19 protein-coding genes and 1 pseudogene are annotated in these 23960 nt (G+C 66.1%); 13 read left to right on the top strand and 7 right to left on the bottom strand.

Annotated features, from left to right (window positions below; all coding sequences use genetic code 11):
• From QFZ91_RS12245 to QFZ91_RS12230, 4 genes are all read left to right on the top strand, one after another.
• Entirely contained in the window at nt 1–1206 is a 1206-nt protein-coding gene (locus QFZ91_RS12245) for a hypothetical protein (RefSeq protein WP_429567397.1), read from the top strand.
• Nucleotides 1207–1363: 157 nt separating this feature from the next.
• Nucleotides 1364–2281, top strand: coding sequence for a glycosyltransferase family 2 protein (locus QFZ91_RS12240; protein ID WP_429567396.1), 918 nt, complete (start codon nt 1364–1366; stop codon nt 2279–2281).
• A 57-nt stretch (nt 2282–2338) separates the two neighbouring features.
• Nucleotides 2339–4075 (top strand): hypothetical protein, encoded by a 1737-nt coding sequence (locus QFZ91_RS12235; RefSeq protein ID WP_429567395.1) that lies wholly within the window; start codon nt 2339–2341, stop codon nt 4073–4075.
• A 24-nt stretch (nt 4076–4099) separates the two neighbouring features.
• Nucleotides 4100–5389 carry an oligosaccharide flippase family protein gene (locus QFZ91_RS12230; protein ID WP_429567394.1) on the top strand — a complete coding sequence of 430 codons (1290 nt, stop codon included), beginning with the start codon at nt 4100–4102 and terminating at the stop codon, nt 5387–5389.
• A 19-nt stretch (nt 5390–5408) separates the two neighbouring features.
• Here the strand turns inward: QFZ91_RS12230 and QFZ91_RS12225 are convergent, their stop codons facing one another.
• Nucleotides 5409–6620, bottom strand: coding sequence for an MFS transporter (locus tag QFZ91_RS12225; RefSeq protein ID WP_429567393.1), 1212 nt, complete (start codon nt 6618–6620; stop codon nt 5409–5411).
• A 388-nt stretch (nt 6621–7008) separates the two neighbouring features.
• Between QFZ91_RS12225 and xdhA the strand changes: the two genes are divergently transcribed.
• From xdhA to xdhC, 3 genes are read left to right on the top strand one after another with little or no spacing between them, the layout of a single operon-like run.
• The gene (xdhA, locus tag QFZ91_RS12220) at nt 7009–8526 is read left to right on the top strand and encodes a xanthine dehydrogenase small subunit (RefSeq protein ID WP_429567392.1); all 1518 of its coding nucleotides are present in this window, start codon (nt 7009–7011) and stop codon (nt 8524–8526) included.
• A 34-nt stretch (nt 8527–8560) separates the two neighbouring features.
• The gene (gene xdhB / locus QFZ91_RS12215) at nt 8561–10930 is read left to right on the top strand and encodes a xanthine dehydrogenase molybdopterin binding subunit (RefSeq protein ID WP_429567391.1); all 2370 of its coding nucleotides are present in this window, start codon (nt 8561–8563) and stop codon (nt 10928–10930) included.
• Between the two features lie 30 nt (nt 10931–10960).
• Nucleotides 10961–11572: a xanthine dehydrogenase accessory protein XdhC gene (xdhC, locus tag QFZ91_RS12210; RefSeq protein ID WP_429567390.1), complete on the top strand. Its 612-nt coding sequence runs from the start codon at nt 10961–10963 to the stop codon at nt 11570–11572.
• Nucleotides 11573–11638: 66 nt separating this feature from the next.
• Here the strand turns inward: xdhC and QFZ91_RS12205 are convergent, their stop codons facing one another.
• The 3 genes and pseudogenes from QFZ91_RS12205 to QFZ91_RS12195 form a co-directional block, all read right to left on the bottom strand.
• Entirely contained in the window at nt 11639–12622 is a 984-nt protein-coding gene (locus tag QFZ91_RS12205; protein WP_429567389.1) for a LysR substrate-binding domain-containing protein, read from the bottom strand.
• A 202-nt stretch (nt 12623–12824) separates the two neighbouring features.
• Entirely contained in the window at nt 12825–13484 is a 660-nt protein-coding gene (locus tag QFZ91_RS12200) for a 2-hydroxychromene-2-carboxylate isomerase (RefSeq protein WP_176379091.1), read from the bottom strand.
• 161 nt (nt 13485–13645) lie between these two features.
• Nucleotides 13646–15050, bottom strand: a pseudogene (locus QFZ91_RS12195) (TAXI family TRAP transporter solute-binding subunit).
• 555 nt (nt 15051–15605) lie between these two features.
• Between QFZ91_RS12195 and QFZ91_RS12190 the strand changes: the two are divergent.
• Both QFZ91_RS12190 and QFZ91_RS12185 read left to right on the top strand, forming a co-directional pair.
• Nucleotides 15606–15944, top strand: a complete 339-nt coding sequence (locus tag QFZ91_RS12190) for a BON domain-containing protein (RefSeq protein ID WP_176122554.1) — start codon at nt 15606–15608, stop codon at nt 15942–15944.
• Between the two features lie 257 nt (nt 15945–16201).
• Nucleotides 16202–16450, top strand: a complete 249-nt coding sequence (locus tag QFZ91_RS12185) for a hypothetical protein (RefSeq protein WP_176109425.1) — start codon at nt 16202–16204, stop codon at nt 16448–16450.
• A 45-nt stretch (nt 16451–16495) separates the two neighbouring features.
• On the opposite strand, the gene QFZ91_RS12180 is transcribed toward QFZ91_RS12185, so the two are convergent.
• Both QFZ91_RS12180 and QFZ91_RS12175 read right to left on the bottom strand, forming a co-directional pair.
• Complete coding sequence (locus QFZ91_RS12180) at nt 16496–17284, bottom strand: sulfite exporter TauE/SafE family protein (RefSeq protein WP_429567388.1); 789 nt, start codon at nt 17282–17284, stop codon at nt 16496–16498.
• A 255-nt stretch (nt 17285–17539) separates the two neighbouring features.
• Nucleotides 17540–18187, bottom strand: a complete 648-nt coding sequence (locus QFZ91_RS12175) for a LysE family translocator (RefSeq protein ID WP_429567387.1) — start codon at nt 18185–18187, stop codon at nt 17540–17542.
• A gap of 213 nt (nt 18188–18400) precedes the next feature.
• Between QFZ91_RS12175 and QFZ91_RS12170 the strand changes: the two genes are divergently transcribed.
• The 4 genes from QFZ91_RS12170 (at nt 18401) to QFZ91_RS12155 (ending at nt 23424) form a co-directional block, all read left to right on the top strand.
• On the top strand, nt 18401–19294 hold the full coding sequence (locus QFZ91_RS12170; protein WP_429567386.1) for a LysR family transcriptional regulator: 894 nt from the start codon (nt 18401–18403) through the stop codon (nt 19292–19294).
• A 278-nt stretch (nt 19295–19572) separates the two neighbouring features.
• Nucleotides 19573–20589, top strand: a complete 1017-nt coding sequence (locus QFZ91_RS12165; protein WP_429567385.1) for a hydroxymethylglutaryl-CoA lyase — start codon at nt 19573–19575, stop codon at nt 20587–20589.
• Nucleotides 20586–21833: a CaiB/BaiF CoA transferase family protein gene (locus QFZ91_RS12160; protein ID WP_429567384.1), complete on the top strand. Its 1248-nt coding sequence runs from the start codon at nt 20586–20588 to the stop codon at nt 21831–21833. Before QFZ91_RS12165 ends, QFZ91_RS12160 begins: the two co-directional genes overlap by 4 nt.
• A gap of 85 nt (nt 21834–21918) precedes the next feature.
• Nucleotides 21919–23424 (top strand): MFS transporter, encoded by a 1506-nt coding sequence (locus QFZ91_RS12155; RefSeq protein ID WP_429567383.1) that lies wholly within the window; start codon nt 21919–21921, stop codon nt 23422–23424.
• Here QFZ91_RS12155 and QFZ91_RS12150 read toward each other — a convergent pair whose 3' ends face one another.
• Nucleotides 23425–23574 carry a hypothetical protein gene (locus QFZ91_RS12150; RefSeq protein ID WP_176122562.1) on the bottom strand — a complete coding sequence of 50 codons (150 nt, stop codon included), beginning with the start codon at nt 23572–23574 and terminating at the stop codon, nt 23425–23427.
• Between the last annotated feature and the right edge of the window lie 386 nt (nt 23575–23960).

Genomic DNA, 23960 nt, shown 5'->3' with positions numbered 1-23960 from the left:
ATGATCGCCACCATCGCCTATCTGCTGGCCGTCGTGCTGTGCGCATCGCGCGGCGTGCTCGAGTATCTGATCGGCAAGGACGCCGCCTATCTGATCCAGGTCGGCGGCATCGTCGGACTGCTCGTGTGGTACATCTCGCCGACGGCGATCGCCGCTTACTTCCGCGACCAGGGACGCCTGCCGTTCGGCTTGCTCGTGGGCATGCTGTTCTCGATCGGGCTGTCGATCGTCGCGACCCTCGCGCTCACCGATCAGCTCGGGCTGTCCTATCTGTTCGTCTTCATCTTCACGCTGTTCATCTATTTCTACGCGATCTCGAACTATCAACGGCGCTTCGTGCGTCCCCGCGTCGCCTATGTCGGGCTCGTGCTGATCGCGCTGATCGAGGCGGGCGTCGCGCTCGCGCAGCAGCAGAACGTGTTCCCTATCGATCTGCCCGGCGCGACTTACGGTTTCGACAATCTGCGCGCGCCGTCGCTGACCGGCAGCTATCTGCATTACCCGCTGTTCGTCGCGATTGCCGCGTCGCTGTGCGGCGTCGACTATCTGGTGCGCAAGAACGTGCTGTCGGGCCTCGCATGCGTGGTGCTAAGTTTCGCGATTTTCTCTGCACTGTCGCGCAGCGGCATGCTGATCGTTCTCGGCACATTCGGGCTCGCGTTCGTGCAGGGACCGATCGAGTTCATCACGAGAAACGCGAAGCTGATCGTCGCCACCGTGTTTGCGACGATGGCGATCCTGATCTTCGGCGTCGCGGTGAGCAGTCAGAACGATAGTGTCGTCAACGTCGGCACCGAACGGATGATCGGCGCGACCGACCTGCAATCGGATGGCAACGACGGCCGCACCGAAGCATGGGAAAAGGCCAAGTCGCTCGGATCGCCGGTCAACGCGATCGCCGGCACGTACTTCGGGCTCGTCACGAACTCGGCGCCAGAACCGGTGAAACAGGAGTTCGGCGTCGTCGAATCGAGCGTGCTGCAGCAGATTCTGAATATCGGCCTGATGGGCGCGATCTTCTATTACGGCGTGCTGATATCGGTGACGAAACTCGTGAGCAGCGCAAGCCGGATTGCGTTGTGTATATGGGCCGCTTTATTTCAAACGCTCTTCTATCAATCGATCGAAGTGATTCCGTTTGTCTTCATCCTGATGACATTGCCGGTGTTCGATTACGTGGACGGACCGCGTCGAAACAGCGCGTAGCGAACCGCAAGGCAGTGCATGCCAGATCGTCCGCATCGCGCGGACGAGCAGTGGGTAGTCGATAGTGCGCGCGACGAGCGCGAAGCATGGTGAACGAACTGGAAAGCCGTGTTTGGGGGTAATTCCACGAACACCTGATGCAAAGCAGGAGGTGGGGATGAACCTGAAGGGAATGATCAGTGTGGTGATCGTCAATTACAACACGCCGAAACTGGTCGGAAATTGCGTGCGCTCCGTCCTGGAACTTTCGATTGCGGATAAGGAGGACATCGTCGTAGTGGACAACGCTTCACCTGACAATTCGTTTTCCTATCTGAGGGAGACGCTTCCGACAGGAGTGAGACTCGTCAAAACGTCGATCAATCGCGGCTTCGGAGCCGGCGTCAATTTCGGCATGGTCGGTTGTCTGCGCGAACTCGTGCTCGTGCTGAACCCGGACACCTATTTCGTCGATACATCGCTCGAAAACGCGGTGCAGTTGTTCGAGACGGAGAAGGATGTCGGCCTCGTCGGTCTCGATCTGGTCTACCCGGATGGCGAGCGGCAGTTTTCCGCGCGGCGCTTCTATTCGGTGCTCGACATACTCGGCCGGCGCTCGCCGCTCGGGCGGCTCGGCGTGTTCAAGCGCCGCATCGACATCCACATGATGCGCGAAGCGTGGGCCGCGGGCACGCCGTTCGAAGCCGAGTGGGTGCTGGGCACGGGCTTTATCGTGCGGCGCGCATTGTTCGGCGAACTCGGCGGCATGGACGAGCACTTCTTCCTCTATATGGAGGATGTCGATTTTTGCGCGCGCATCTGGCAGGCGGGCTACCGCGTGCTGTGCGTGCCGGGCGCGCGGCTCACGCACGAGCATCAGCGCGCGTCCGCAGCGGGCTTCCTCAGCAAGGCGGGACGCCGGCATATGAACAGCTTGTGGCGCTTCAGCCGCAAGTATCGTGTGCCGCTGTTCAGGCCGCCAGGCGTGCAGGGCCTGATGCGCGGCGCGAAGGCGCGTGCGCTGCCGGTCCCGATGGCCGCCGTGAGCGCGCGTGCGGCGGCCGCCGAGCAGGCGCAAAGAATCACGGTCGAGTGACGCCTCGCGCCGTATCGACGTGAAAAAAGCAGGAGTAACGCAATGGGGGAGGGGTAGATGAAAACCCGGCGACAGGCGCTCAAGACGTTCCTGCTCGGCGGTCTGGCCGGGGCCAGTGCAAGCGCAGCCGATCTGGGCATCGCGCGCGCGACCGGGCACGCGCCGCGCGCGCCCGACGCGTTCGCGACCGTGGGTAACGGCGCGGCCGACGGCGCAGGCGGCATCCTGCGCGTCGCCGCGTCCGTGCCCGAGCGTGCCGCATTGGAACCGGTCGCGCCGAGCTACCTGAAGACGCTCAGCGACATCGTCGCGGGACTCGAGGTCAGCGTCGCGCGCTTCGTCGATCCGCGCAGGCTGGCGGCGATCCAGCGCGGCGCGTCCGGCTACGATGTCGGCGCCGAACTCCGGGAGGCGTTCGCAAGCGGCGCGCGCGGGCTGTATCTGCCGCGCGGCATCTGGCGTTACACGGGCGACTTGACCACCGCGAACGGTTCGAGACTGCGCGGCGACGGCGGCGGCGAATACGTGGTGATCACCGACATCGCGATGGGGGCGACCGTGCTGGAGAGACAGGACGCGGGCGGCCCGACGTCGGCGGCGCTGAAGCTCGGCGACTCGGCGTTCGTCGAGCATGTGCAGGTGCGGCCCGCGCATTACGACAAGGTCATCTACTACCTCGCCAACTATCCGGCGCACACCGGCAACACGGCGATCGGCATTCACTTCGGCACGTCGGCCGGAGCGAGTCGTTGCACGGCGATCGGTTTTTCACGGGCGGGCTACGAACTCGGCGTCACGTCGACGCTCGAGCGCTGCTATGCGTACATGTGCGAGCGCGGCTTCTACGCGACCGAGCACACCGACGGCTCGCTGATCAACTGCATCGGCATGTTCTGCCATACGGCCGGCGCGGATATCGTCGACAACTTCTGGCAGGTGATCGGCGGACGCTGGGAATGGAATGCGCGTCACGGCGTGATTCTCGGCGCGGAGTCGCTGATCGTCGGCGCGGTGTTCGATCGCAATGGCTTTGCCGGCGTCTATATGAAGAGCGGCAACTGGGGCAAAGTGGTGAACGGCAACTACTTCTCGCGCAACGGTTGCGGCGGCGACGGCAAGATCGGCCGCTGGAAGTTCTCGACGCGCGGCCATCCGTCGTACCTCGATGTGCCGCCCGGTCAGAGCTGCCACATCCAGATCGACTACCAGCAGGGCGCGACGATCGTCGGCAATCGCTACCGGCCCGGCCAGGACGATGAGAACGCCGGCTGCGACGGCCCGCAGTTCGTGTACGGCAGTTCGACCGCGCCTGGTAGCACGCCGCTCGACGGCATCACGATTCAGGGCAATTTCGGCGATCGCGCCGGCGATTCGATCGTCGGTTACGCGAAGGCGTATCCGGGCGGCGGTGCGATCGCGGGCGGCAAGGACGCGAGCCTCGTGCATGCGCTCAATCTCGGTGTCGGCTACGAACGCGGCGGCGTCGCGGCGGCACTGCACTGCGGAAACCAGACGGTGTCGCAGGAGACGACGAGCATCTCGATCAACGTGCTGCGCTCGACCTCGGGCCGCGTGGTGCTGCGTGCGGCCACACGCGGCCATGCTCTACTCGCCGAAATCCTGTTCGCAACCGACGCAAGCGACGCCAACTACAAGACCGTCGTGAGCAATCTGATCGGCAATGCGGTGAAGAGCGCGGTATTGAACGCAAATAGTGAAGACGATCGCTACAACAAGATCGATGTCGCACTAAGTGAACCTGCTTTCGTGTCGTATTCTGTTTTTTCGACTTGAGTTTCAACTGCAAACAGGACGATTGTGTCGACGAGAAACGTCATCATCGCGCTGTATTCGGTGTATGCGCTGAACTACGTGCTGCCGCTCGTTACGTTGCCGTATCTGTCGCACGTACTTGGGCCGGCCGGGTTGGGTGTGATCGGTTACGCGCAATCGATTTCGCAGATTCTTCTCGTCATCGTCGACTTCGGCTTCGGCCTGTCGAGCGCGCGCAAGGTGGCGGTGCACATTGGCAATCCTCAAGTCGTGAACCGCATCTACTGGTCGACTACGATCGGCCGCGCGATTCTCGCGTTGCTGTGCTCGCTGGTGCTGGTCGTCTGGGCGTTCGCCGCTCACATAACGCCGCAGGAGCGCGGTGCGACGCTGCTCGGCTCGCTCGTGATCTGGGGCGGCGTGCTGACGCCCGGCTGCTTCTACGAAGGCACGCAGCGCCTGCCGGTGCTCGCGGGCACGCTGCTCGCCACACGCGTGGGTCTGCTCATTCCGCTGTTCCTGTTCGTGAAGACTCGCGACGACGTGATGCTCGCGGCCGCGCTGCAATATGCGCCGACCTTCGTGTGCGGCTTGATCCTGATGGGCGCGCTGATCTGGAAGCGCGAGATCTTGCTGACCGTGCGGGTCGGTTGGGCCGACGTGATGGCCGAGGCGAAAGAGGCGTATCACATCTTTCTCGGCTCGGCGCTGACGTCCGTGTACATGTACGCGAACGTGATCATGCTGCGCATGATCAGCGGCCCTGGTGCGGTCGGCTATTACGTGGCGGCCGAGCGACTCACCAACGCGCTGCGCGCGTGCACGGCGCCGGCCATCCAGGCGTTCTTTCCGAAGATCTGCGTCGCGTACGAGCGCAACGACTTCGGCTATATCCACAAGGTCAACCGCGGCTTCATGCTCGCGTTCGCGGCGTCGGCGGTGCTGATCCTGGTCGGCTTTACGGTGCTCGGTGAATGGTTCGTCGGACGTTTTCTCGGCGAGGCGTTCGGCGAAACGTTCCGCATTTTGCGCGTCCTCGTGTTCGTGCCGGCAATCGTCGGCATGACGACGACCCAGGTCATGTTGACGGTGATCGCGTCGGGCAATCAGTCGTTGCTGAAGCGGATCTATCTCTACGGCGCGCTGTTCCATCTGGTGCAGGCGCCGATCAGCATCTACTTCTGGGGCGGCGTCGGCACCGCGTGCTCGGTGGCCGCGACCGAGCTGTTCATGCTGATCGGCGTGTACAACTTGTCGAGCCGGATCAATCACGGCCAGATCGCGGTGCGCTCGCAGACCGCGATCAAGCAGGAGATGGCCGCGGAGAGGGATTAGCCGCCGAGACGGACGGTGTTCACTGCGCGGTGGACAGGCCGGCGACCTTCGCGTTGCGCAGATACAGCACCGTCGACAGCACGACCGCCGCGGCGGCCGCGAGCGCGGCGAACAGGAACACCGAGCCGTAACCGAACTCGCCGGCGATATATCCCGCCAGCGGCCCGGTGATGCCGAGCGACAGATCGAGAAACACCGAGTACGCGGACAGTGCCGCGCCGCGGCTCGCCGGCGGCACCAGCCCGACCGCCTCGACGCCGAGCGCCGGAAATACCAGTGCGAAGCCGAAGCCAGTCAGCGCGGCGCCCGCGAGTGCGATATGCGGCTCGGGCGCGAGCCACAGCATCAACAGACCCGCGCATTCGAACGAGAACGATGCGATCGCGACGCGAAAGCCGCCGTAGGTCTTGATCGTGTTCGCGAACAGCAGGCGCGCGCCGATGAACAGCGTGCCGAACAGCGTCAGCGACAGCGCCGCGTTCGGCCAGTGCTTCGCCGCATAGAACAGCGTGATGAAGGTCGCGATCGAGCCGAAGCCGGCCGAGCCGAGCGCGAGACCCATGCCGTGCGGCAGCACGCGCGTCAACACGCTGCGATACGACATCCGCTCGCCGTGCACGACCGGCACCGGCGCGATCAGACGCGCGAGGTAATAGCCGAGCCCTGCCAGCGCGATCACCAGGATGCCGAGCGCGGTGAAGCCGATCGAGCGCGAGATCATCACGCCGAGCGGCGCACCGATTGCGAGCGCGCCGTAGGTTGCGATGCCGTTCCACGAAATGACCCGGGCGTTGTTCGACGTGCCGACCCGGCCGATCCCCCACAGGATCGCGCCGGTGCCACACAGACTCTCGCCGAAACCGAGCACGAGGCGGCTGCACACCAGCAGCGCGAGGCTCAGCACCGGCCAGGAACCGGCCAGCGCGGCGAGCAGCAGCAGCACGCCACTCGCGCCGCAGCCGAGCAGACCGATCGATACCGTGCGCTTCGGCCCGAGCGTATCGGCGGAGCGGCCCGCGAGCGGCCGAGAGGCGAGCGTCGCGAGGTACTGCACGCTGATCGCTGCGCCGGCCAGCACCGCGCTGTAGCCGAGGTCGCCGTGCACGTAGCCGGGCAGCACCGCGAGCGGAATTCCGATCGTGAGGTAGCAAAGAAAGGTGAAAAAGACGACTGGGATGATCTGCAAGGTCGTCGCAAATTCGCTGCGGGCGGGCGCGGAGTCGGTGGACATCGGGAAAACGAGACTTGAAATCGGCGAGGAGGCGTGATTGTCCCATGGAACCGATTCCTTTGCAGGGCTTGCCTAAAAAATGGGACGAACTGATGGCGGGTCGCGACTCGATAAAGGTCCGTTTTCGCGCCTTGGCCGCGTGATTTTCTGGCGAGACGGCTGGCTTGCCGCGCTAGGGTATGTCGTTTAATCCGCAAAAACAATAAAAATACGGAAAAACATCCATAGCAACATAAGCGTTGCCGCACGCAAATCCAGTTCTATATCGCGCCACGAATATGTCCCCCATGCGATTCAGGCTATGGGTTGTGTTTATTGACGGTGATAGCTTTCAAACCATCGACGCGGCGTGTCCGCGCGAACACCGAACAGACGAGAGCACCGAGACATGACCGAGCCGATTCGCTTCTATCACCGCAACGCGATCCGCGAAATCCAGGACGCGCCCGTCACCCGTACGGTGCTGCAGTATCTGCGCGAAGACGCGCATTGCACCGGCACCAAGGAAGGCTGCGCCGAAGGCGACTGCGGCGCCTGCACCGTCGTGATCGGCGAGCGCAACGCGGCGGGCGGCGTCGACTTCAAGGCGGTCAACGCCTGCATCCAGTTCGTGCCGACGCTCGACGGCCGCGCGCTCTTCACGGTCGAAGACCTGCGCCAGCCGGACGGGTCGCTCCATCCGGTGCAGCAGGCGATGGTCGATTGCCACGGCTCGCAGTGCGGCTTTTGCACGCCGGGCTTCATCATGTCGATGTGGGCGCTCTACGAGAAGCACGGCCACGAGGATGGCTGCGCGAACCGCACGGTGCCGTCGCGCGAGGCGATCGGCAATGCGCTGACCGGCAACCTATGCCGCTGCACCGGCTACCGGCCAATCGTCGATGCGGCCGAGCGCATGTTCGAGGCGCCCGCGCCGCAAGCGCCGCTCGACGTGAAGGCGCTCGCCGACACGCTCGCGACGCTCGAACGCGACGACACGTTCCACTACGAGCACGCGGGCCAGCGCTTCGCCGCGCCGCGCACGGTCGCGGCGCTCGCGCAGATCAAGGAGCGGGAACCGGCCGCGCGCATCCTCGCGGGCAGCACCGATATCGGCCTGTGGGTCACTAAGCAGATGCGCGAACTCGGCAACCTCGTCTACGTCGGGCAGATCGCCGAGCTGCAAAAGCTCGAAACCAATGACGACTGGATCGAAATCGGCGCCGGCGTCAGCGTCGAAAGAGCGTATGCCGAGATCGCGAAGCAGTACCCGGAGCTGACCGAAATGTGGCAGCGCTTCGCGTCGCTGCCGATCCGCAACGCCGGCACGCTCGGCGGCAACATCGCGAACGGCTCGCCGATCGGCGATTCGATGCCGGGGCTGATCGCGCTCGGCGCGCGCGTGATCGTGCGCGGCGGCGACATCGAACGCGAGATGCCGCTCGAAGACCTGTACCTCGCGTATCAGAAGAAGGACATGGCCGAGCACGAGTTCGTCGTCGGCCTGAAGGTGCCCGCGCGCGGCGGCGCGCGCAAGAACCTGCGCTTTCGCACCTACAAGCTGTCGAAGCGTTTCGACTCGGATATCTCGGCCGTCTGCGCGGCGTTCTCGTTCATCGCCGACGGCGACGTGATCCGCGAGCCGCGCATCGCGTTCGGCGGTATGGCCGCGACGCCGAAGCGCGCGCTCAATGCCGAAGCCGTGCTGCGCGACGCCGCTTGGCACGAGGCGACCGCACAAGCCGCAATGCTTGCGCTCGGCAACGACTATGCGCCGCTCACCGACATGCGCGCGACCAGCGACTACCGCCTCGAAGCGGCGAAGAACACGCTGTACCGCTTCTGGCTCGAAACGCGCGCGCGGGAGCCGCTGCCGAAGAGCGCGCTCGATGTGCGCGCGGTCGCGCCGGCCGGCGCGAGCGTTTGAGCGCCGCGCGTCCACGGATACGGAGAACCCAACGATGAACCAGCAAGCCGAACCGTTCCTGAAAGAGCTTCAGGATCTCGACGAGTTCACCCAGGTGCACGTGTCGCGTCCGCACGAGTCCGCGCATCTGCACGTGAGCGGCCGCGCGACCTACACCGACGACATCCCCGAAGTGGCCGGCACGCTGCACGCGGCGCTGGGGCTGTCGTCGAAGGCGCACGCGAAGATCGTGTCGATCGCATTCGACCGGGTGCGCGCGACGCCCGGCGTGGTCGCGGTCTTCACCGCCGACGACATCCCCGGCGCCAACGACGTCGGCCCGATCGTTCATGGCGACGATCCGATCCTCGCCGACGGCGTCGTGCAATACGTCGGCCAGCCGATGTTCATCGTGGTCGCCAGCTCGCACGAAGCGGCGCGGCTCGGCGCGCGACGCGCCGAGGTGGTCTACGAGGAACTGCCGGCGGTACTGACCGCGCAGCAGGCGCGCGCCGCGAACCAGTTCGTGCTGCCGCCGATGAAGCTCGCGCGCGGCGACGCCGGCACGAAGATCGCGCGCGCCGCGCATCGCGAGGCCGGCGAGATGCTGCTCGGCGGCCAGGAGCAGTTCTATCTGGAAGGGCAGATCTCGTACGCGGTGCCGAAAGATGACGATGGCATGCACGTCTACTGCTCGACCCAGCATCCGAGCGAAATGCAGCACCTCGTCGCGCACACGTTGGGCGTTGCATCACACAACGTGTTGATCGAATGCCGGCGCATGGGCGGCGGGTTCGGCGGCAAGGAATCGCAGTCGGCGCTGTTCGCCTGCTGCGCATCACTCGCCGCATGGAAGCTGCTGTGCCCGGTCAAGCTGCGCCCCGATCGCGACGACGACATGATGGTGACCGGCAAGCGCCACGATTTCCACTACACGTACGAAGTCGGTTACGACGAAGACGGCGTGATCGAAGGTGTCGCGGTCGACATGACCTCGCGCTGCGGCTTTTCCGCGGACCTGTCGGGCCCGGTGATGACGCGCGCGCTGTGTCACTTCGACAACGCGTACTGGCTGTCGGATGTATCGATCGACGGCTTCTGCGGCAAGACCAACACGCAGTCGAACACGGCGTTTCGCGGCTTCGGCGGTCCGCAAGGCGCATTCGCGATCGAGTACATCCTCGACAACGTCGCGCGCTCGTGCGGCATCGATGCGCTCGACGTGCGCCGCCGCAATATGTACGGCAAGACCGAGCGCAACGAGACGCCGTACGGCCAGGTGGTCGAAGACAACGTGATTCACGAGCTGATCGACGAACTGGAAGCGACCAGCGACTATCGCGCGCGCCGCGAGGAGATCGACGCATTCAACGCGAACAACGAGATCCTCAAGAAGGGCCTCGCGCTGACGCCGGTCAAGTTCGGCATCGCGTTCAACGTCACGCACTTCAACCAGGCCGGCGCGCTCGTCCATATCTACACCGACGGCTCGGTGCTCGTGAATCACGGCGGCACCGAAATGGGCCAGGGGCTGAACACGAAGGTCGCGCAGGTCGTCGCGCATGAACTCGGCGTCGGCTTCAAGCGCATTCGCGTGACCGCGACCGATACGAGCAAGGTCGCCAATACGTCGGCGACGGCTGCTTCGACCGGCTCCGATCTGAACGGCAAAGCCGCGCAGGACGCCGCGCGCCAGTTGCGCGAGCGGCTCGCCGCTTTCGCGGCCGAGCGCTACGGCGCGGGCAGCGTGACCGCGCGCGACGTGCGCTTCGCGCATGATCGCGTGGTGGTCGGCGAACTCGCCGTGCCGTTCGAGGAAGTGATCGCAAAGGCTTATCTCGCGCGTGTCCAGCTATGGTCCGACGGTTTCTACGCGACACCGAAGCTCTACTGGGATCAGTCGAAGCTGCAAGGCCGGCCGTTCTATTACTACTCGTACGGCGCGGCGGTGTCGGAAGTCGTGATCGACACGCTGACCGGCGAAATGCGCGTGCTGCGCGCCGATGCGCTGCACGACGTGGGCGCCTCGCTGAATCCGGCGCTCGACGTCGGCCAGGTGGAAGGCGCGTTCATTCAGGGCATGGGCTGGCTCACCACCGAGGAACTGTGGTGGAACGCGGGCGGCAAGCTGATGACGCACGCGCCGTCGACGTACAAGATCCCGACCGTCAACGACGTGCCGCCGGTCTTCAACGTGAAGCTGTTCAAGAACCGCAACGTGGAGGACAGCATCCATCGTTCGAAGGCGACCGGCGAGCCGCCGCTGCTGCTGCCGTTCTCGGTGTTCTTCGCGGTGCGCGACGCGGTGTCGGCGGTGGGCGGCCACCAGGTCAATCCGCCACTCAATGCGCCCGCGACCAGCGAGGAAATTCTCAAGGCGGTCGGAGCGGTGCGCGCCGCGACCGCGGCCGCGCGGCAGGCGTGATGGCGAATGGCGGACGAGCGGGAGCGCGATATGGAAACACGCCTGAACAATTATCTGAACGGCACCGGCGCCATCGACGATGCCGCACCGGTGCGGATCGGCCGGCGTAGCGTCGCGTCCGAACTGGCAGCGCGGCCCGCGCCGATGCATATCGTGCTGTTCGGCGCGGGGCATGTCGGCCATGCGCTCGTGCAACTGCTTGGCAGCCTGCCGTGCGTGGTCCAGTGGGTCGACGAACGCGACGAGCTGTTCCCCGACGAAACGCCGCCCAACGTGCAGGTCGAAGCGACCGACACACCCGATGCGATCGTCGACGCGGCGCCGCCCGGCGCGTGGTTTCTGGTGATGACGCACAACCATGCGCTAGATTTTTCACTGGCCGCGCGCATCATGCGACGGCGCGATTTCAGCTACTTCGGCATGATTGGCTCGAAGACGAAGCGCGTGAAGTTCGAGCGGCGTTTGCTCGAACGAGGCGTGGAGCTGGAGCGGCTCGCGGAGATGACTTGCCCGATCGGCGTCGAAGGCATCGTCGACAAGGCACCCGCGGCGATCGCGATTGCGGTGTGCGCGCAACTGCTGCGGGTGAGGACGCGGCAGGCCGCGAGCCAGATCCACGCAACCGAGCAGATCATGGCTTAGGCCACCCGGCGCAGCGGTTTGCGCGAGGGTTCGAAAGAGGACGGGCTCACGCGCCGTCCCCCTTCTTTATTTGCCGCTGGACGGTTGTTGTTGGCCCCGCTGTGGCGTCTTCACGCGCGGCGTCTTGCGCCCGACCAGCTCACTCGACACCTCGGACATCAACGTCCTCAGCCAGCCGATATCGCTCGGCCGCTCCGGCTGCGGATGCCACAACTGATAGCAGCGGATGCGCGGAAACGCGATCGGCACATCGACGACCGCGAGCGGCAGCATGCTCGCGTAGTGCATCGCGAAGCGCCGCGTGGTCGTGAAGATCAGATCGGATTGCAGAAGCGTCTGCGCGACGAGCCCGAAGTAGGGCAGCGTAGCGACGATGCGCCGGCTCGCCTTCGCGCGCGCGAAGCCGGTATCGATCGCGCCGCCGCGCGTGCCGCTGTACGGTGTCGGCGCCAGATGCGGCGCGGCCAGATAGGCGTCGCGCGTGAGCGGCTCGCGCGCGAGCGGATGGTCCGCGCGCATCATGCACACGACGGTATCGGCGAACAGGTCGCTGCGCTCGAAGCGCGGATCGGGCTTCGGCCAGTTGCCGATCACGAGATCGAGTTCGCCGGCGTCGAGCGCGGCCGAATGATCGAGCAGCGGCCCCAGCGATTCGATTTCGAGCCGCGCATGCGGCGCCGCTTCGCGAAATCGCGCGATCACGGTCGGCATGAAGAAGTCGTTCAGATAGTCGGGCGCGGCGACGCGAAAGGTGCGGCGTGAGCGGCCCGGGTCGAAATCGCCGTGCGGCGTCGCGACGAAATCGACATCGCGCAGCACGCGCTGCGCGGCCGCGAGCAGCGACTCGCCGTATTCGGTCGGCACCATGCCCGACTTGCCGCGCACCAGAATCGGATCACCGAGCGTTTCGCGCAGCTTGCGCAGTGCGGTGCTGATCGCGGGCTGGGTCTGGTTCAGCCGCATCGCGGTCTGCGTGACGCTGCGCTCGACGAGAAGCGTGCGCAGCACGCGCACGAGCCAGATATCGAGTGAGGCGGCGGTGTCGTCCATGGTCGAAGCGTGGTGACGCGGGCGCAGCCGATCGGCTCGCCGCGCGGCGAGCGCGTGGGGTGCGAAAGCTTATAACCTTAGGCCCGTTTGCGCGTCGGCGGCATAGCGGGCGCGGTATGGCCGGCATCAGCGCGGCGCGTGCCGGCGGCGCTTCGTTCGGGCGGAAGCCGCAGCCGCGGCGCGGCGCGCTGCCGCCGCCGTGTTATGGCGCCGGTGCCGGCTTGTCCGCGAGGCCCCACGGCAGCGAACTGATTCTCTTCACTTCGCGCGATTCGAGCCAGTTCGGCGTGCGCGCGCAGTACAGCACCATCGGCAACGCGTCCTCGCCCCAGAACAGCTGATCGTTCAGACGAAACGTCGGCACGCCATAGACGCCGAGGTCGATCGCATCGGCGGTATTGCGCTGCAGTTGCGCCTTCACCGCTTCGTCCTGGATCAGCTCGGGGCCGTCCGGCTTGCCGACGCGCTCGCACAGCTCGGCGAACGCTTCATCGCTCGACGGGTCGCGCCCGTCGCGCCAGATGAAGCGGAAAATCTCGCGCACGAATTGCACGTCACCGTTCGCGGCGGTCGCGAGCAGCAGCGGTTTCATCGAATCGAACGGATGGGCGGGCGGCATCTTGTACGGAATGCCGAGCTGCTCCGCGCGAAACAGCGCGTGCCGGTACATGAAGGTGCGCTTGGCGGGCACGCTGTACGCGGAGCGCTGGCCCCAGTGGCGATACAGATCGTTCAGCACGACCGGCGTGAATGCGAAGTCCATGCCGGGCCATTTGTCGTGTTGCTCGAGCAACAGGTAGGTGAACGGCGAGACGAAATCGTAAAACCACAGCGGCTGTTGGGCGTCGATGCCAACGGTCATAAAGGTCTCCCGGTTTGCCTGGGTCGGACGGAGCGGAGGGTGCGTCCGTTATCTCATCAAAATTGTAGCGATCTTACGCGGTGCGCTCCCGGCTTGCACCGGTCGATATCCCCTGGTGGAGGGCGGCGGGTGCGGGTTCAGGCGGTGTCGGCGGCGCGCGCTCAGCCTTTGACTTGATCGGCCGCCTGCTCGTCGGCTTCGTCCAGCCCGGCCGGCGTGTCGCGGCTTGCCATGAGCCGCCGTCGCACGAAGCCGATGTGCTCGCGCAGCACGTAGAACTGGTCCGCGTACGCGAGCGGCATCTTCATGCCGTTGACCGAGTCTTCGATCGTGTCGAGCCGCTCGATCAGCGACGCGCGTTCGGCCGACGAGTGTTCGCTGAGCGCGCTGCGCTCGATCGCGATCAGCGCGCCGTACCAGCGATAGATGCGCGACTTGACGCGCCATGCGTACAAGCCCGGCACGACTCGCAGCGCCGGCACCAGCAGCACGATCAGGGGCACGACGATCACCAGCAGGCGGTCCGCGAGGCTCGCGATCCAGAACGGCAGCGTCCGGTACAGGAAGCTCTTGCCCGACTTGTAGTAGCGCGCGGCGTCGTCGGACAGCGGGAAGTCGTGCGCGAGCGGCGCGGGAAATTCTCCGGCGCGCTGCATCGTCGTCGCGCCGCCGTGCACCTCGCGCGCGGCTTCGATCAGCAGATCCGACAGCGCCGGATGCAGCGAATCCCGCGCGATCAGCTCGGCGGTCGGCGCGACAATGCTGATCGAGTTCGCCGGCAGGTTCTTGCCGAGGTCGAACGCGCCCATCGGCACCTTCAGCTGCGTCAGGTACGGAAAGCGGCGGGTGTACGCGTCGGCCTGCGAGAAATCGTAGAAGCGCACGTTCTGCGTGCGGTAGAGCTTGCCCATCACGGCAGGCTGCGCCGAGTCGCCGGCGAGGAAGGTCGCGTCGATCGTGCCGTCGATCAGCGCGTCGGCGGCTGCGTCGCCCGTCAGCGGCAGCAGTTGGGTCGGGCCGCCCTGCACGATGCCGTTGGCCTTCAGCAGCGCGAGCGCGAGCTCGCGTGTGCCGCTGCCCTCGGGGCCGATCGCGAGGCGCTCGCCCTTGAAGCCGGACAGCCAGTCGACCGGCGCGCCGCGATAGAAGATCGCGAGCGGCACGTAAGCGACACTGCCGAGCGACATCAGGCTTTTGTCCTTGTCGACCGCGGCGGGCGCGATGCCGCTCTGCACGAAGCCGACATCTACGTTGGCGTTGGGGTCCAACAGTCGCTTCAGATTTTCCTGCGAGCCCTGCGAGGCCAGCACGTTCAGCGTGATGCGGTTGCGCGCGAGGATCGCCTTGTACTTCTGCGCGGCGATCCAGAATGTGCTGCCGACCGGGCCGGCGCTAATCGTCAGCGTATTCGGTGGGGCGGGCTGGATCAGCGCGCACGGCGGCCCAGATCGCGACGATCACGAGCAGCACGAGCGGGCCGAACGAGACCGCCAGGTCGCGCCACGAGATCGCGACAAAACGGGCGACAAGACGGGTAGGGCGGCTGCGGCCGGTGTCAGGCTTCATCGGATCTTCTGAAAACGGCGGTCGATCGGGCTCGAATGCGCACAGGCGGCTTGGGCGGCGCGCCAGCACGCGTCGCGCCGATGGTACCTGAGATTGGCACGGCCGCGAATCGCGTAGCCGCCCGTCGCGCCGACAAACGCGTAACAAATGGTGAGCGTCGCGGGCGCCCGCCAGCGCAACGCCCAGGCAATTTTTGCGCGACCACGGAGCGTGTCCGTATTTATCCGGCAAGCATGACGCAGCCGCTGTCGGTGCGCCACGCCGCGCGCTAAACCCTTTGCGCTTCTGTGCCGGCTAGATTAAATTGTGCATCGCTACCGCGATCCAACGTTTGCGGCGATATCCCGGCAAGACGGACAAGAACCGGGCACGTCGGCGGACTTCGCGGTTTGCCGGTTACCGATTACCGGTAATCAGCCTCTCTCGCCTCTTGCACATCGTGTCAGACGTTGATGGCCGTCGCGCACGCGCGCGTTCGCGCGATGACGGCCGCCCGTAGTCGTAACGAAGCCGCTTGTTGATGCGGTCCAATGTGAAACCAAGGAGAAGAGAGCTATGAAAACGGTCGGTTTTCTGAAAACACTGGGTGCGGTCGTGGCGATGGTGGCGGCGTGCAGCGTCTACGCCCAGAACGCTCCAGATACGGCGTCGGCGGCAGCCACCGTCAAGGCCGGCAAGGCAGCGAATCACGAACTTGGCCGTAAGGTGCGCCACGCGCTGACCAAGACCCAGGGTCTCGACGTGTCGCACATCGCCGTGCGCGCGCGTGGCGGTGCAGTGACGCTGACCGGCACGGTGCCGGACCAGGGCCAGGCCGATAAGGCCGGCGAAGCCGCCAAGGGCGTCGAGGGCGTGACGTCGGTGACCAACAAGCTGACGGCGAAGCAACAGTAAGCGGTGCGCGCGGCGCCGCAAGGCCCGCGTCGCGAGGTCTATCAATCGATTCGGAGGCTCCGGCATTTTCGCCGGAGTTTTTTTTCGCCGCCGGTTTTGGGCGCGAGACGGGCGAGGTTTGCGGGACCGCAGCAATGAGGCTTGCCGCACGCACAGGTGCTGATCGAGGCGCGGCTGTCCCTGCTTCGTGCGCTGCGGCACATTACCGATGCATCGCGCGGGGTACTGTGACGAAGAGGGAACGGGGAGCCAAGCTCATGCAAACCACGCAGTTTCGCTACATCGATCTGCCGATCGGCGATCGCGCGGCATTCGAACTGGTGTGCGCAAGACACGGTTTCGCGCCCGCGCATTTCGACATCAGCGCGAGCGCGGCACCCGGTGAGCCGGCGCACGAGCGGGTCGTCACCGTGCGGCGTGTCGACTGGTCACGGTCGTATCGCGACGGCCACGGTCAGTGGGTCCGGCAGTTCGAGGCGGATCTGACCAGCCGGTTTTTCAAATAGACAGCGGTCGCGGCGTGTGCGCTTGACGCGTCTTCAGCGGGCGGCTCACGACAACACCAGCCGCACGCCGACCAGCGTCAGCGTCGCCGCGAGCAGATTGCGCAGCAGTACTTCCGGCGCGCGCGACGCCAGATAGCTGCCGATTGCGATGCCGGGCAGCGATCCCACCAGCAGCGACAGCAGCATCGACCAGTCGATCGAGCCGAGCAGCCAATGTCCCGCGCCCGCAAGCAAGGTCAGCGGCACCGCGTGCGCGATGTCGGAGCCGACGATGCGTGTCGTCGGCAGCATCGGATACAGCAGCAGCAACACCGTCACGCCGATCGCGCCCGCGCCCACCGACGTCAGCGACACCAGCATACCGAGGATCGCGCCGGTCAGCATCGTCAGCGCGAGCGTGCGTCCCTGGCTCGGCGCGCGTAGCTTGCGCGCGCCGAGCGCCGCAAGCTGCGGACGGAACACCAGCGCGATCGCGGTAACCAGCAGCGCCGCGCCGAGCACGACCTGGATCAGCCGGCCCGCGCCCGGCGTGTCCATCCCGTAGCGATGCAGCAGGATCAGCGTGATGGTGGCCGCGGGCACGCTGCCGGCCGCGAGGCGCAGCGTGATCTGCCAGTCGACCGAGCCCTTCAGGCCGTGCACCAGCGTGCCGGTCGCCTTGGTGGCGGCCGCGTACAGCAGGTCGGTGCCGACCGCGGTGGCAGGGTGCACGTTGAATAGCAGGACGAGGATCGGCGTCATCAGCGAGCCGCCGCCGACGCCCGTCAGCCCGACCAGAAAGCCGACGAACAGGCCGGAGACGGAGTACAGCAGATCGATGTGGGGGAGTGCCATTGAACGGACAGCTGACGCAGCGCGGGTGAAGGATTGGGCGGCAAGGCCGGCGGACGCGCCGGGGCGGCTGGCGGCGGCGGTGTGCGGTGCGCTGCACGGCCGCGTCGGCCGGCGCCTGAGCGGCGAAACGCGCTATTGTCGCAAAACTGCCGCGCCCGCGTGCGGCAGCTACTCAGGGGGAGCGCGTCGCGGCTGGCAGCGGGCCGCACTCGGCGGGTACCGCGCGGGTGCGCCGCACCGCGTGGGAGGCGCCGCTCAGAGCGCGCGGCGGATTTCGACGACGCCGAACGCCGCGAGCATCAGGCCGACCACGCGATCGATCGCGTGGCGCAGCCTGCTGCCGATCGCATGACGCGCGAGCGACACCATCGTCACCAGACAGCACCACCACGCGATCGAGCCGGCGAACACGCCGCCGACCGTCGTCAGCGCGATGGCCGGCGAGAACGCGCCGCGCGGTGCGAGCGTCGTGAACAGCGCCGCGAACATGATGATGGTCTGCGGATTGGTCAGCGTCAGCAGCAGCGCGCTCGCGTACGCACGCAGCGCGCCGGCGCGGCCGATCTGCGCGAGCTTGCCATTGCCGTTGCCGTTGCCGTCGGCGCCTTCAGCGGGCGGCTTCTGCAGCAGCGCGCGCACGCCGAGATACAGCAGGAACAGGCCGGCGAGCAGATGCAGCGGGCGGTCGTACGCGAGCATGAACTGCGAAATGCCGACGAGGCCAAGCGCTGCGATCAGCCCGTAAGCCGCGTCGCCGCTCGCGATGCCGAAGCCGATCGCGAGTCCCGCGCGCGGGCCGCCGGTCAGCGTGCGGCGGATGCACAGCATGCCCATCGGGCCGACCGGCGCGGCGATCGCGAGGCCGACGCCGGCGGCGGTGACAAACAGACTGGTGGTGGACATGAGCAGGTTCTCGAGCGGTTGTTCTGGTTGGAGTGTGCGGTGCAGGCGCGGCCCGGTCGTCCGCGGGTAGCCGACACACCCGCCAGCATAGCCAGACCGCAAATCGCGGGCAAGCTCGGGCAAGGGCGAAACGCGTGGCTGGGTGACTGCTCGTCAGCGCCCGCCGTCGTCAGGGCATAATCCCCACTCCCAACTCCCAAATCCGCTTCGCCGATGTGGCAAATCGATCAGGTCACGCTGCGCTTGTTCATCGCCGTGTGCGAGGAAGGCACGATCGCGCGCGCGGCCGAGCGCGAGTTCATCGCACCGTCGGCGGTCAGCAAGCGGCTCGCCGATCTCGAAGCGCTCGTCGATGTTGCACTGCTGTCGCGCAGCCAGCGCGGCGTGCGCGCGACCGCCGCGGGCGAAGCGCTGTTGCGCCACGCGCGGCTCATCATGCGCGGCCACGAACGCTTGCAGGCCGAGCTCAGTGAATACGCGGCCGGCGCGCGCGGCCATGTGCGGGTGCTGGCGAACGTGTCGTCGATGGTGGAGTTCTTGCCCGAGGCGTTGTCCGCGTTTTTGCAGGCGAATCCGGCGATTCGGGTCGATGTCGAGGAGCGCGTCAGCGCGGACATCGTGCGCGGGCTCGAAGAGGGCGTCGCCGATCTGGGCATCTGTCGCGACACGGTGCCGCTCGGCAGTCTCGACACGCTGCCGTATCGCGCCGATCATCTGGCGCTGATCGTGCCGCGCGCGCATCCGCTCGCGGGCGAGACGCAGGTCGGCTTCGAACAGACGCTCGGATTCGATCATCTGGGGCTCGCCTCCAATGCGTCGGTCAACGCGCTGATGCAGCGCATCGCGCTGGAGAAAGGCAGCGAGTTGAACTACCGCACCTATGTCTCGACGTTCGATGCCGCCTACCGTTTCATCCAGGCGGGTCTCGCGCTCGCGATCCTGCCGCGCGAGGCATTGCCGCGCCATGCCGCCAACGAGTACGGCATCGTCGCCGTGCCATTGCGCGACGCGTGGGCCGAGCGGCGCTTCGTTATTTGCATGCGCGATCGCGCGGCGTTGACGCTGGCGGCCGCGCGCTTGCTCGAGCATCTGTTGGACGCCAGGTAAGACGGGAGGCGCACCTGGTCTCTCGCACCGGCAGTCCCTGGCAGCTCCCCCCGGCGACGCCCTTCGCCACCTCTCCAGACAAACCCCTAAGCATTTCACCCAGGCGAGCGCCAAAGCCCGCCCTATCGGCCTGAGCGGCCATCGCGAGCGGCGATGGCGGGCGTCGTCAATGCAGACTTTGCCGCGGGTCTGCGCGCGAGCACGCTGTGATCCAGTTAGCGCATCACTTCTATGCAACGGGCGTCCGAAGCCCGCGTCCACAATCAGGATTCAAACCAATGAATGACACCCGCGAGCGCGTCGTCGTGACTGAAGTCGGTCTGCGCGACGGTCTGCAAAGCATTGCCCGCATCATGTCCACCGACGACAAGCGCCGCTGGATCGACGCCGCGTATGCGGCCGGCGTGCGTCATATGGAAGTCGCGTCATTCGTGCCGGCGAAGCTGCTGCCGCAAATGGCCGACGCCGCCGCAGTAGTCGCCCACGCCCGTAGCTATGACGATCTGAGCGTCACGGCGCTCGTGCCGAACCTGAAGGGCGCGCAGCACGCGCTCGATGCCGGCGTAGAGCGCATCGTCGCGCCGATTTCGGTGAGCGTCGCGCATAGCGTCGCGAACGTGCGCAAGACGCCCGCCGAGACGATCGACGCATTCGCCGCGATGCGTGAACTGATCGATCGCGCGACTTCGGCGGGTGGGCGCCGCGTCGAGTTGATCGCCGGTTTGTCGACGGTGTTCGGCTGCACGCTGCAAGGCGCGGTGCCGTACGCGGATATCGCCGCGATCGCGCGCGCCGCGGTGCAGGCCGGCGCCGACGTGATCGCGCTCGGTGACACGACCGGCGAGGCGACGCCGCGCCAGGTCGGCAAGGTGATCGAGCTGGTGCGCGACGTCGCGGGCGACAGGCTCCGCTCGCTGCACTTCCACGACACGCGCGGCCTCGGTCTTGCCAACACGCTGGTCGCGCTGCAGCACGGGATTCGCGAATTCGATGCGTCGCTGGCCGGTCTCGGCGGCTGTCCGCACGCGCCGGGCGCGACCGGCAACGTCAATACCGAAGACCTCGTGTTCATGCTCGACAGCATGGGCTACGACACCGGCATCGACATCACGCGGCTGCTCGCCTCGCGCGCGGTGCTCGCGCAAGCGCTGCCGGGCGAGCCGCTGTATGGCTATCTCGCGCGAGCGGGATTGCCGAAGCAGTTCGCGCAGGCGCAATCGACCGCGCGCGAATCCGCTGAGCCCTCCGAATCTTTGCGTTATTCCCATTCTTTTGCTCCGCAGGTGCCGCAATGACTCCGCTTTCCTCCGCTACCTCAGCTCCGTCTTCGGCGTCTTCGCCGCAGCCCGGCACGTTGCCGCTCGCGGGCATCCGCGTGATCGAGTTGTCGCATATGGTGATGGGCCCGACCTGCGGCATGATCCTCGGCGACCTCGGCGCCGAAGTGATCAAGGTCGAGCCGCCGCGTGGCGACAGCACACGCCGGCTGCTCGGCACCGGCGCGGGATTTTTCCGCACCTTCAATCGCAACAAGAAGAGCGTCGCGCTCGATCTCGACAGCGAAGCCGGTCTCGCCGCGCTGAAGCAACTGGTCGATAGCGCCGACGTCTTCGTCGAAAACTTCAAACCCGGCCGCATGACGAGTCTCGGCCTCGATTACGCGACGCTGCGCGAGCGCAATCCGAAGCTGATCTACGTGTCGCACAAGGGCTTTCTCAGTGGTCCGTACGAACATCGTCTGGCGCTCGACGAAGTCGTGCAGATGATGGCGGGCCTCGCGTACATGACCGGGCCGGTGGGCCGTCCGCTGCGCGCGGGCAGCTCGGTCAACGACATCATGGGCGGCATGTTCGGCGCGATCGGCGTGCTGGCCGCGCTGCACGAGCGGCACGCGAGCGGCCGCGGCAAGGAGGTGCAGAGCGCGCTGTTCGAGAACTGCGTGCTGCTGAGTGCGCAGCACATGCAGCAGTTCGCGGCCACCGGCGTGGCCGCAGCGCCAATGCCCGAGCGCATCAGCGCCTGGGCCGTCTACGACGTGTTCACGCTCGCGCACGGCGAGCAGATGTTCATCGCCGCGACCGGCGACGCGCAGTGGCGCGCGCTGTGCGCGATTCTCGAGCGCGACGATCTGTTCGCCGATGCGCGCCTCGCGACCAACAACGACCGCGTGCTCGCGCGCGGCTGGCTGCTGCCGACGCTCGGCGAAAGCCTGAGCCGTTTCGACGGCGCGACGCTCGTGCCGCTGTTCGAGCGCAACCACATTCCGTTCGCGTCGATCACGAAGCCCGAAGAGCTGTTCGACGACCCGCACCTGAACGCGAGCGGCGGCCTCGTGCCGCTGACCCTCGACGACGGCAGCGAAACCGCGATGCCATTGCTGCCGATTTCGCTCGACGGTGCGCGTCTCGGGCCGCGCCAGCCGATCGCGAAGATTGGCGAGCACACCGTCGACGTGCTGCGCGAACTCGGCTTCGACGACGCGCGGATCGCGGAGCTGAGCGGTGGCGTGCAGTCGCGGAAGCCGCGCGCGGCTGCATGAGCGGCTGCACGAGCGGCTGCACGAGCACCGTGCCGCGCCGCACCCGTTGCAACGGGCAATAGACCAAAAACTCTGGAGGCTGACGATGAAATCGTCGAATCAGGCGATGTACGCCACTGCGCTCGGCGGAGCGGCCGGCGCGCTCGATGGCTCACCCACGGACGCGGGCGCCGGTGCGGCAGCGGCGGGCCGCGCCGGCGCGATCGCGCTCAATGGCGCGCGGATTTCCGCGCGGCTCGACCGGCTGCCCGCGACCCGCACGATCTGGCAGCTCGTGATGCTGCTGAGCTTCGGCATGTTCTTCGAACTGTACGACCTGATGTACTCCGGCTATATCGCGCCGGGGCTCGTGCACAGCGGCCTGCTCACCGCCACGACGCGTGGTCTGTTCGGCACGAGCGGCGTCGCGAGTTTCATCGCCGCGCTGTTCGCGGGCCTGTTCATCGGCACGGCGGCGTGCGGCTTTCTCGCCGACCGCTTCGGCCGCCGCGCAATCTTCACGTGGTCGCTGCTGTGGTATACGGCGGCCAACGTCGTGATGGCGTTCCAGCACACGGCGCTTGGCTTGAACTGCTGGCGCTTTATCGCGGGGATCGGCATCGGCGTCGAGATCGTCACGATCGGCACGTATATCTCCGAGCTCGTGCCGAAGCACATTCGCGGGCGCGCTTCGGCGTGTTCGCAGGCGGTCGGCTTCTGCGCGGTGCCGATCGTCGCGTTCCTGTCGTATCTGCTGGTGCCGCAACGGGTGTTCGGTCTCGATGGCTGGCGTGTGGTCGTGCTGATCGGCGCGATTGGCGCGATCGTCGTGTGGTGGATTCGCAGAGGTTTGCCGGAGAGCCCGCGCTGGCTCGCGCAAAAGGGCCGCCTCGAAGAAGCCGACGCGGTGATGACGCGTCTCGAAGCACGCGTCGCGCGCGAGTACCAGCGCCAATGCGGCCTGCCGTTGCCCGAGCCCGCGCTGCCCGAACCGGTGCGCGCGCGGGCGGCGTTTCGCGATCTGCTGGTGCCGCCATATCGCAAGCGCACGCTGATGCTGGTCATCTTTCACGTGTTCCAGACGATGGGCTACTACGGCTTCGCGAACTGGATTCCGACGCTGCTGATCAAGCAGGGCGTCACGGTGACGACGAGTCTGATGTACGCGAGCATCATCGCGATCGCGGCGCCGCTCGGTCCGTTGCTGGGATTGCTGATCGCCGATCGCTTCGAGCGCAAGAGCGTCATCATCTGCATGGCGGGGATCAACGTCGTGTGCGGACTCGCGTTCAGCCAGGCGCGCGAGACGGTGCTGCTCGTGAGTCTCGGCGTGTGCCTCGTGCTCGCGGGCAACATCATTTCGTACAGCTATCACGCGTATCAGGCCGAGCTGTTTCCGACCGGCATCCGGGCGCGCGCGGTCGGCTTCGTTTATTCGTGGAGCCGGATTTCGGCGATGTTCTCGGCGTTCGTGATCGCCGCCTGCCTCGGCCGCTTCGGCGTGAACGGCGTGTTCGTGTTCATCTCGGGAGCGATGGCGATCGTCATGGTCGCGATCGGTACGCTCGGGCCGAAGACGCGCGATGTCGCGCTCGAGGATATTTCGAAGTAGCTAGGAGTCCTGGCGAGTCTCGTCGTTGCTCGACAGCCGGTCCGACACGTTGCCGAGCAGCAGCGCGAGCAGCAGCACGCCGATCATGGCGAACAGGAACCCGCCGATCATCGTGGCAAGTATCAGCGTGATCCATGAAATGCCGTTCATGTGTGCGGTTCCAGCGCGTTTGTCGGGGGCATCGTAGCCCTTTCAACATCATTTCTATGTGCGCTTGCCCGCCGTAAGCCTGTCAGGCGACGCCGAACTATCGTCGCAGCGTGCCATTACGCGGCGCGTTCTGGATGGCTGTCACCTTCGTTGCGTACCGGGAAGCGGGCTTCGTTCGCTGTCCGCGACCATCCTTGCGAAGAACCTCATAGTGCCTTTCCGCAATCGGTTGGCGGAAAGGCACCCGGTCGCACCCGATGTATTCCGCCATTGGCCCGCCTATTGCAGTGACGCTAAAGCTGTCCGATATCCATGTTTCAAGTCTGAAACGTTAATCGCCATGTTTATATTCCGGCCGTCAATAAAAATGATTTAAATAATCTCTT

This window comes from Paraburkholderia sp. JPY419, assembly GCF_050435705.1.
Lineage (GTDB): Bacteria > Pseudomonadota > Gammaproteobacteria > Burkholderiales > Burkholderiaceae > Paraburkholderia > Paraburkholderia youngii.
Note: the sequence above shows the minus strand (reverse complement) of the source record. Positions and strands in the feature narration are given on the sequence as shown.